Origin of the sequence: Micromonospora sp. NPDC048868 (assembly GCF_043198195.1) — a bacterium.
Taxonomy (GTDB): Bacteria; Actinomycetota; Actinomycetes; order Mycobacteriales; family Micromonosporaceae; genus Micromonospora; species Micromonospora reichwaldensis.
This window is the reverse complement of record NZ_JBICUN010000029.1, coordinates 24,961-33,830: the sequence shown is the minus strand read 5'-3', so window position 1 is coordinate 33,830 and position 8,870 is coordinate 24,961. Positions and strand designations below refer to the sequence as shown.

Here is an 8,870-nt window from a genome sequence, read left to right as displayed (position 1 = left end):
CGCCTGACCTTCAGCGACTCCCGGGAGGCGGCGGGGCCGATGTCCGGGAAGCGGGTGCACAGCTCCCGGAGGGCGGGTGGGGGAACCGCTTCGGGGCGTCGTACGCCGCGTACGGGCGCGCGAAGTGGTCGTCGTCCATCAGCTGCCGATGCCCGTGCACCGGGCACGTGTCCGCCATGTCGTCCTCGCTGTGATCGCTCGGAAGGAATCGCTGTCGGATGCGGTGCGCCGGGCGGGAGGGACCGCCCGCGCGCCCATGGTGCCCCCAGCCCGTCCACGCTCGGGTAACTGCCGGGACGACGGCCGTTGGTGCGGGTGACGCCTGCACCCACGGGTACGGGGGGTCCGAATCGGGCCCGTGGGCCAGTTCTTCCGCTGTTACCGGGTGATGGACGCGCGCTGATTACGTTCAGTTCGCACTCGTGCGCAAGGAGGAACGGCGATGACGACGTCGCGGGCCAGGCACAGCGCGGCCGATGGGCTGGCGAGTGCGGAGGGCGAGTCCGTCCAGATCGTCGACCTGCCCCCGCGTCTTCCGGACGACGACGGCGGCATCGCCGGGTGCGAGGTGCGGATGGCGCCGGTCAGCCCGCCCGGCATGCGTTCCCAGGCCGACGCGGCGTGAGCCGCCCCCCACCCGTACGTCCACTGAGGAGGACTTGGTGACCGTTCAGTTGCGCACGCTCGTCGACGTGGCACGCCGGCACGCCGCCCAGCAGCCGGAAGCCGTCGCGATCATCTGCGAGGGCCGGCGCGTCGACTACGCCACCCTGCACCGCGTCAGCAACCAGGTGGCACGCGGCCTCCAGGCGGCGGGCCTGCGCCCCGGGGACCGCGTCGCCTACCTCGGCAAGGAGTCCGAGCACTTCTACGACCTGCTCTTCGGCGCCGCGAAGATCGGCGTGGTGTTCGTGCCGATCAACTGGCGGTTGGCCGCCGGCGAGGTCGAGCACATCCTGCGCGACTCCGGCGCCGCCCTGCTCTTCGTCGACGCCGACTCGACCCCGGTCGCCGAGAAGCTGGCGCCGGAGCTGCCGATGCTGCGGCAGGTGGTCGCGCTGGACGCCGACGGCGTCGCCCGCGCCGGCTTCGCGGCCTGGGTGTCGGCGCAGCCGGACGCGAACGTGCTGGCCAAGGTCACGTCCGACACGCCGCTGGCGCAGATGTACACCAGCGGCACGACGGGGCTGCCGAAGGGCGTCGTCCTGGCGCACCGCAGCTTCTTCGCGGTACGCGACGGGCTCGCCTCGGAGAACCTGGACTGGCTCGACCTGCGCGAGAGCGACGTCAGCCTGCTCTGCAACGGCGGATTCCACATCGGCGGCCTGTCGTGGGCGGCGATGGGTTTCGCCGCGGGCGCCACGAACGTCCTGATGCGCGAGTTCAACACTGCGGGCGCGGTCGAGCTGATCAGATCGCTGCGCGTCACCACCATCCTCGCGGTGCCCTCGATGCTGCGACTGCTGCTCGCGGAGCCCGGGGTCACCAAGGCGGACTTCGCCTCGCTGCGGAAGATCGTCTACGGCAGCGCGCCCATCTCGACGGCGCTGCTGGCCCGCTGCATCGAGGGCTTCGGCTGCGAGTTCGCCCAGATCTACGGCCTGACCGAGACCGGCAACTCCGCCGTCTGCCTACCCCCGGCCGACCACACCCCGGACGGCGGCAAGATGCAGTCGGCGGGGCTACCGTACCCGGGCTTCGAGGTCAAGATCGTGGACGACAAGGGCGACCCGCTGCCGGCCGGCGAGGTCGGCGAGGTCTGGCTGCGTTCGCCGGGCGTGATGGTGGAGTACTGGAACCTGCCGGAGGCCACGGCGAAGACGCTCGTCGACGGCTGGGTCGTCACCGGGGACGCCGGCTTGCTGGACGAGGACGGTTACCTGTACATCCGGGACCGGATCAAGGACATGATCATCGTCTCGGGGGAGAACGTCTACCCGGTCGAGGTCGAGAACGTGATCAGCCGTCATCCGCTGGTCGCCGAGTCGGCGGTCGTGGGCGTGCCGGACGAGCGCTGGGGCGAGGCCGTCTACGCGTTCGTGGTGCCGGTGGAGGGGCAGCAGCTCACCGAGCGAGACCTGGCGCTGCACCTGCGCGGCCAGCTCGCCGGCTTCAAGCAGCCGCTGCACTACGAGTTCATCGACCGGGTGCCGCGCAACCCCAGCGGGAAGATCCTGCGCCGCGAGCTGCGGGAGCGTTTCTGGCAGGGGCACGACCGCCGGGTGAGCTGATCACGATGACGGCGGTGGTCGGCGAGCGGGGCACCCGCGACCCGCTGCACCGGCCCGAACGGACCGCGCGTCACTGGCTACCGTCCGTCATCGCGCCTGCTCGTCGCGTGGCGGGGGCGTCGGTCCGTCCCGCCGGTACGCCTCCGCGCGTGGCCGACGGTCCAGCGTGGAATCTCCGTGTACGCCGCCAGGCGGGCGAAGGATTCCCTGGTGGGGGGCCTGCCCGCCGGACGGGCGGCGCGCGGGGAGCACGGTCACCACTTTCAAGTGACGGGAATCGATGTAGCAGAAAGTTGCATATTCCCTCCCATCGATCGGCCCTCTAGTGTCCATGACCGGCAGCCAGGGCATCGACCGGCGCCGATAACTACCCTTGCTGCGCGTCGGGTCGGATTCGTCCCGTACGCAGCATGACGACAGGCCTTCGGGCACGGGGACAGGAGGCGTGATGAGGGCGGGCGACACCGGATCCGCGGCGGCGGTTCCCGTCTCCGACGGGCCCACCTGCCGGTGCACCGCCACCACTGCGGCGGCCGCCGGGAAGGCGTACGACGACCGGCCCTTCCTGGCCGTGCCCGGCATGGTCGAGGAGCGCGTCGACCGGCACCCGCACCGCCGGGCGGTGTCGTTCCGGGGCCGCTCGCTGACGTACCGCGAACTCGACGACCTGGCCAACGGCGTCGCCGCCGCCCTCGCGGGGCGGGGCGTCCGGCGGGGCGACGTGGTGCCCGTCCTGATCGCCGACGGGCTCGAACTGCCCGTCGTCGACCTGGCGCTGATGAAGCTCGGCGCGGCCTTCGTGCCCGTCGATCCCGGCTGGCCGGCGGACCGGCTGCACGCCGCGCTGCGGGAGGTGCGGCCCCGGCTCGCGGTGGTACGCGGCACCGGCCAGCGTCCCGACACCGGCAACATCCCCTGCCTGCCCGTCGACCTCGACGAGATCACCCCGACCCGCCGCCGGCCCGGCGTGCCGATCGGCCCGGCCGACCTGATCTACGGCATCTTCACCTCCGGCACCACCGGCACCCCGAAGTGCGCACTGAACCGGCACGACGGCATCGCCAACCGGCTGCGGTTCATGACGCGGCACTTCGCGGCGACCGGCGACGAGGTGGTGCTCCAGAACAGCCGGCACACCTTCGACTCGTCGGTGTGGCAGATGTTCTGGCCGCTGACCACAGGTGGCCGCACCGTGGTGCCGGTCGAGGGCGGGTTCCTCGACGTCGAGCGGACCATCCGCACCATCGCCGACGAGACCGTCACGATGACCGACTTCGTGCCGAGCGTGCTCGGCGCGCTGGTGTCGGTCCTGGACCGGGACCCGGCGGCCCGGCGCGCCGTCGCCTCGCTGCGCAACGTGATCGTCGGCGGCGAGGAGATCGACCCCTGGGCGGTGCACCGGCTGGTCGAGTTGGTGCCGGGCGTGGCGGTCACCAACGGCTACGGCCCGACCGAGGCGTCGATCGGCATGATCTTCCACACCGTCGCCCGCGGCGACGGTGACGTCATCCCCATCGGCCGCCCCATCGACAACTGCCACGCCGCCGTCGTGGACGACGAGCTGCGCCCCCTGCCGCCGGGCGAGACCGGCGAGATCGTCATCGGCGGTGTCTGCCTGGGCGAGGGCTACCTCGGCGATCCGGCCCGCACCGCCGAGGTGTTCGTGCCCAACCCGCTGCCCGACATCCCGGGGGCCCGGCTCTACCGCACCGGCGACCTCGGCCGGATCGCCCCCGACGGCCGGCTGCACTTCGCCGGCCGCCGCGACCACCAGCTCAAGGTCAACGGCGTCCGGATCGAGGCGGGCGAGATCGAGACCGCCGCCACCCGGCTGGCCGGCGTACGGCTGGCGAAGGTGCTGCTGGCCCGCGAGCACCGGGGGAAGTCGCTTGCCCTCTTCCTCGCCGCCGACCCCGAGGTGACCGAGCCGCTGGTGCGGGCGCACCTGCGCGGGCTGCTGCCCCGCACCCACGTGCCCCGGCACGTCGTCGTGCGCGACGCGCTGCCGCTGACCGGCAACGGCAAGGTCGACCGGCAGGCGCTGGAGGCATGGCTGGACCGCACGCTCGCCGACCGGACCCGCCCGTCGGCCGCGCCCGCCGAGGCGCGGACGCTGGCCGACCGGGTGCTGGGGGTGTTCCGGACGGTCCTCGGCCGGCCCGACCTCGACCCCGACACCGACTTCCTCGACGCCGGGGGCGACTCGCTCCAGGCCCTCGACGCGGTCACCGCCCTCGGCGCGGACCAGAGCCTGCGCGTCGGCGTGCAGGACCTGTTCACCCACCGCAGCGCCGCCCGGCTCGCCCGGGCGCTCGCCGTACGGCTGCGCACGGCCGATCCCACCGAGACCGAGGACGAGCTGGTGGAGCGGGACGCGAAGATCCCGGCCGACCTGCCCGTACGCCCCGTCGGCCGGCGCCGGGCGCCGCGTACTGTCCTGGTCACCGGGGCCACCGGCTTCGTCGGCGCGCGCCTGGTGCACGAGCTGCTCGCCACCACCGACGTCCGGGTGCTGTGCCTGGCCCGCGCGGCCGACGACGCCGAGGCCACCGCCCGCGTCGTGGGCGCGCTGGCCGAGCGGGGCCTGTGGCGGCCCGGCCACGACCCGCGCCTGCACGCGTACGCGGCCGACCTCGGCAGCCCGGCCCTCGGCCTGACCCCGCAGGCGTGGGACCGGCTGGCCCACGACTGCGACCTCGTGCTGCACGCCGGGGCGCTCGTCAACTTCCTGTTCGACTACCGGGCCCACCGCGCCGCGAACGTCCTCGGCACCGCCGAGCTGCTGCGGCTGTGCCTGACGGGACGGCCGAAGCCGCTGCACCACGTCTCCACCCTCGGCGTCCTCGACAGCGAGGCCGCCCGCCATCCGCAGCCGCTGCCCGAGACGTACGACCCGGCCCTCGCCGTCGCGCCGACGAGCGGCTACAGCCGGTCGAAGTGGGTGGCGGAGCGGTACCTCGACGACGCCCGGCGGCGCGGCGCGACCGTCACGGTGCTGCGCCTCGGCGAGGTGATGCCCGCGGCCGACGACGGCCACCCCAACCCCCGGGCCCTGACCCACCTGCTGCTGGCGGCCTGCCACCGGCTGGGGATGCGGCCCGACGCGTCCGTGCGCTCCGACTGGACGCCGGTGGACTGGGCCGCCCGGCGGATCGTCGCCACGGTCGTCGACCCGCGCCAGTGGGGCGGCACGCTGCACGTCCTGCACCCGGTGAGCGTCGACTTCACCGACCTGCCGCTGGGCGGCGCGGACGCCCTGCCCCGGGTGAGCTGCGCGCGGTTCCTGGCGGGGCTGCGCGAGGCGGCGGACGGGGGCGACCGCGACGCCGCCGTGCTGCTGGCCCTCTTCCCGCCCGGCGCGGGCGCCGACGAGGAGCGGCTGCGCGCGGTCTTCGCGACGCTGCTCACCGACAACCCCCGGCTCTTCCGGCGCGACGGCTGCGCCGAGCTGGAACGCCGCCGGGGCTTCACCGACCACCGGCTCGGCCCGTCCGTCGGCGCCTACCGCGCCTGGCTGGGCGCGCACGACGGGCGGGAGGCCGACCGGCTGCTGCTGCCGGCGGGACCAGGGTGACCGGTCGCGCGCGACGCGATTTCCGGCACGGATGAGGGAGTGGAATGCGATACCGCAGGATGGGTCGGCTCGGCTGGCAGGTCAGCGAGGTCGGGTACGGGATGTGGGGCATCGGGGGCGGACCCGGCGGCTTCACCGGCTGGGACTACGACACCGCGCCGGCCTGCCTGGACGAGGCGGTGGAACGGGGCTGCAACTTCTTCGACACCGCCTGGGTCTATGGGCGGGGCGTCAGTGAGCAGCTCCTCGGCGGCCTGGTGCGCCGGCACCCGGACCGCCGGCTGTACCTGGCCACGAAGATCCCGCCGAAGAACCGCGAGTGGCCGCCCGGCCCCCAGGACACCCTGGACGACGTCTTCCCGGCCGAGCACATCCGTGAGTTCACCCACCGCAGCCTCGAGAACCTCGGCGTGGACCGGATCGACCTGCTCCAGTTCCACGTCTGGGAGGACCGGTGGGCCGCCGACGGCCGCTGGCAGGAGGCCGTCGCGGACCTCAAGCGGGAGGGCGTGGTCGACGGCGTCGGGATCAGTGTCAACCGGTGGGAGCCGACGAACTGCCACGCCGCCCTCGACACCGGCCTGATCGACGTCGTGCAGGTCATCTACAACGTCTTCGACCAGGCGCCGGAGGACGAGCTGTTCCCGCGCGCCCAGCGCGACGACATCGCGATCATCGCCCGCGTCCCGTTCGACGAGGGGACGCTGACCGGCACGCTGACCGCCGACAGCACCTGGCCGGAGGAGGACTGGCGCAGCACGTACTTCGGGCCGGAGAACCTGCTGCCCAGCGTGGAGCGCGCCGAGCGGCTGGCCGCCGACGTGCCGGCGGGGATGACCATGCCGGAGCTGGCGTTGCGGTTCATCCTGCACCACCCGGCGGTGAGCACGGTGATCCCCGGCATGCGCCGTGCCGAGCACGTCCGCGCCAACCTGGCCGTCAGCGACGGCGTACCGCTGGACGCCGGGCTGCTGGACACGCTGCGCGGCCACCGGTGGGACCGCAAGCCGACGTCGTGGTCGCAGTGAGCGCGCCCCGCCGCGGCGCCGCCCCACGGCGGCGGGAGACGCGGTACGGGAGGCCGGCATGCCGGTGATCGCCATGTGGGCGCACCCCCGGGCGCTCTCCACCGCGTTCCTGCGCATGATGATCGCCCGCGGCGACGTCACGGTCGTCCACGAGCCCCTGGTCACCCTCGTCGACGAGGGGCACGTCGAGCTGCCCACCGCCGACGGCGGCACCGTCACGGTGACCGACGCGGCCGAGGTCGTCGCGCACCTGACGGAGCTGGGCCGGGACCGGACCGTCTTCGTCAAGGACACGCTCGAATACCGCTACCGGCACCTGTTCGCCGATCCCGGGGCGATCGCCGACGTCACGCACACCTTCATCGTCCGGGAACCGGCCCGCACGATCAGCTCGCACTACGCGATCAAGCCGACGGTGACCTGCCCGGAGATCGGCTACGAGCACCAGTGGGAGCTGTTCGACCTGGTCAGCCGGACCGCGCACCGGCCGCCGGTGGTGATCCGGGCCGAGGACCTGCTGCGGCACCCGGGGGAGACGGTGTCGGCCTGGTGCGAGGCCGTGGGGCTGCCGTTCCTGCCCGAGGCGCTGAACTGGGCGCCGGGGGAGCGCACCGAGTGGCGGCGTACGCGCAAGTGGCACCTCGACGTCGAACGCACCTCGGGCTTCTCGCCGGTCGAGAAGTCCTTCGAGACGACCGTCGCCAACAACGACACCCTGCGGTCGTACCACGACTACCACCAGCCCTTCTACGAGCGGCTGATCCGGCACGCCATCTCCATCGGGGAGGACTCATGACCATCACCACCGCGCCGCCCGTGACCGCGCCGTCGACGCTGTCGCCCGGTGAGCTGTTCGCCCGCGCGTACGCCGACGATCCCGCCGGCGCCGAGGTGCGCTTCGACTACACCATCACGGACGCCTTCCAGCCGACCAAGGAACGCCCCCGGGTGACCGTGCGCAACCTGTTCCGCAAGCGGCCGGTCGGCATGGAGCCGGTCCGGTTCTGGTCCGAGGGCCGGCCCGACGCGGGCGAGGCCGCCGCCGTGCACGAGTCGGGCCTACGCCGGGAGGCCGCCTTCCGGTTCGGCACCGCCTCCGCCGGGGTGCACCCGATCCGCGCCTGGGTGCGCATCCCCGAGGAGCTCGCCGACGACCCGGAGGCGCTTGCCTCCTTCATCGACTACCGGCTGCTGGTCCGCCTCGCCACGGCCGAGAACCAGGCGCTGACCATCGGCGAGGGCGGCCTGCTGCGGCACCCGGAGATCGGGCGGCTGCCGTACCGGCACGACTGGCTCAGCGGCCTGCTCGCGGCCTGCGACGAGATCGAGCAGACCGGGGCCACCCCGCACGCGATGATCGTCAACCCGCGGGACTACTACACCCACCTGCTCGGGAAGGGCTCCCTCCTGACGGACCTGACCCGCAACGGCGTCCAGATCAGCCGTACGCGGATGGTGGCGCCGGGCGAGGCGGTGGTGGGCGACTTCGCGATGGCGGCCCGTCTGCTGGACGCGGGGCGGTCCGCGATCCGCGTCGACACCCCGCCGCCCGGCACCCTGTCGACCGACGGCCCGGCCGTCTGTGCCGAGATCCACGAGGGACTGGCCGTGCACCTGCCGACTCACTTCTTCCACGTCGTACCGGCCTAGCGCCTCGTCATACCGCCTTGGGCGGTTGATCCGTGCTGCGTGGCCGGTGGTGGCCGCCGAGCCGGTCCGGGGCGGGAGGGTGTGTGACGCTGTCGAGCTGAGTCGTCTGTGACATCAGGCGCCGTCCGGGCCATTGTGGCCAGACGGCGGTGAACCGTCTGCGACATCAGCTCGACAGCGTCCCACGTGCGGACACTTCCGCCGACGGTCTCAGTTCGCCGATTGGATCGTTCCGCTTCGATGCCGCTATCCTGTGCGCGAGGTGCCCGGTCGGCTTTCGGTCTGCCTGGTCGCTGGTCGATCCACTGGGGACTCGACCTGCGTCGGCAACCGCGACTCCGGAGCACCTCACCGCCCAGCAAGGCCTCACGGAGCACGGGCTAGGAG

At 73.2% G+C, this 8,870-nt stretch carries 6 protein-coding genes; all 6 read left to right on the top strand.

What is annotated here, in order from left to right:
• Nucleotides 1-442 precede the first annotated feature (442 nt).
• The 6 genes from ACGFNF_RS29135 (at nt 443) to ACGFNF_RS29110 (ending at nt 8,483) form a co-directional block, all read left to right on the top strand.
• The gene (locus tag ACGFNF_RS29135; RefSeq protein ID WP_393172059.1) at nt 443-625 is read left to right on the top strand and encodes a hypothetical protein; all 183 of its coding nucleotides are present in this window, start codon (nt 443-445) and stop codon (nt 623-625) included.
• A 37-nt stretch (nt 626-662) separates the two neighbouring features.
• On the top strand, nt 663-2,231 hold the full coding sequence (locus ACGFNF_RS29130; protein WP_393172057.1) for a fatty acid--CoA ligase: 1,569 nt from the start codon (nt 663-665) through the stop codon (nt 2,229-2,231).
• Between the two features lie 448 nt (nt 2,232-2,679).
• Entirely contained in the window at nt 2,680-5,805 is a 3,126-nt protein-coding gene (locus tag ACGFNF_RS29125) for an amino acid adenylation domain-containing protein (protein WP_393172055.1), read from the top strand.
• A gap of 44 nt (nt 5,806-5,849) precedes the next feature.
• Nucleotides 5,850-6,833: an aldo/keto reductase gene (locus tag ACGFNF_RS29120; RefSeq protein ID WP_357578329.1), complete on the top strand. Its 984-nt coding sequence runs from the start codon at nt 5,850-5,852 to the stop codon at nt 6,831-6,833.
• Between the two features lie 58 nt (nt 6,834-6,891).
• Nucleotides 6,892-7,629, top strand: coding sequence for a hypothetical protein (locus ACGFNF_RS29115; protein ID WP_393172052.1), 738 nt, complete (start codon nt 6,892-6,894; stop codon nt 7,627-7,629).
• The gene (locus ACGFNF_RS29110; RefSeq protein WP_132239261.1) at nt 7,626-8,483 is read left to right on the top strand and encodes a family 3 encapsulin nanocompartment shell protein; all 858 of its coding nucleotides are present in this window, start codon (nt 7,626-7,628) and stop codon (nt 8,481-8,483) included. The genes ACGFNF_RS29115 and ACGFNF_RS29110 overlap by 4 nt, the downstream gene beginning before the upstream one ends.
• The last annotated feature ends 387 nt before the right edge of the window (nt 8,484-8,870 follow it).

Bases quoted from the DNA above. Each gene is read 5' to 3' on its own strand.
- ACGFNF_RS29115 (WP_393172052.1), top strand. From the start codon at position 6,892: ATGCCGGTGATCGCCATGTGGGCGCACCCCCGGGCGCTCTCCACCGCG.
- ACGFNF_RS29135 (WP_393172059.1), top strand. From the start codon at position 443: ATGACGACGTCGCGGGCCAGGCACAGCGCGGCCGATGGGCTGGCGAGT.
- ACGFNF_RS29120 (WP_357578329.1), top strand. From the start codon at position 5,850: ATGCGATACCGCAGGATGGGTCGGCTCGGCTGGCAGGTCAGCGAGGTC.
- ACGFNF_RS29125 (WP_393172055.1), top strand. From the start codon at position 2,680: ATGAGGGCGGGCGACACCGGATCCGCGGCGGCGGTTCCCGTCTCCGAC.
- ACGFNF_RS29110 (WP_132239261.1), top strand. From the start codon at position 7,626: ATGACCATCACCACCGCGCCGCCCGTGACCGCGCCGTCGACGCTGTCG.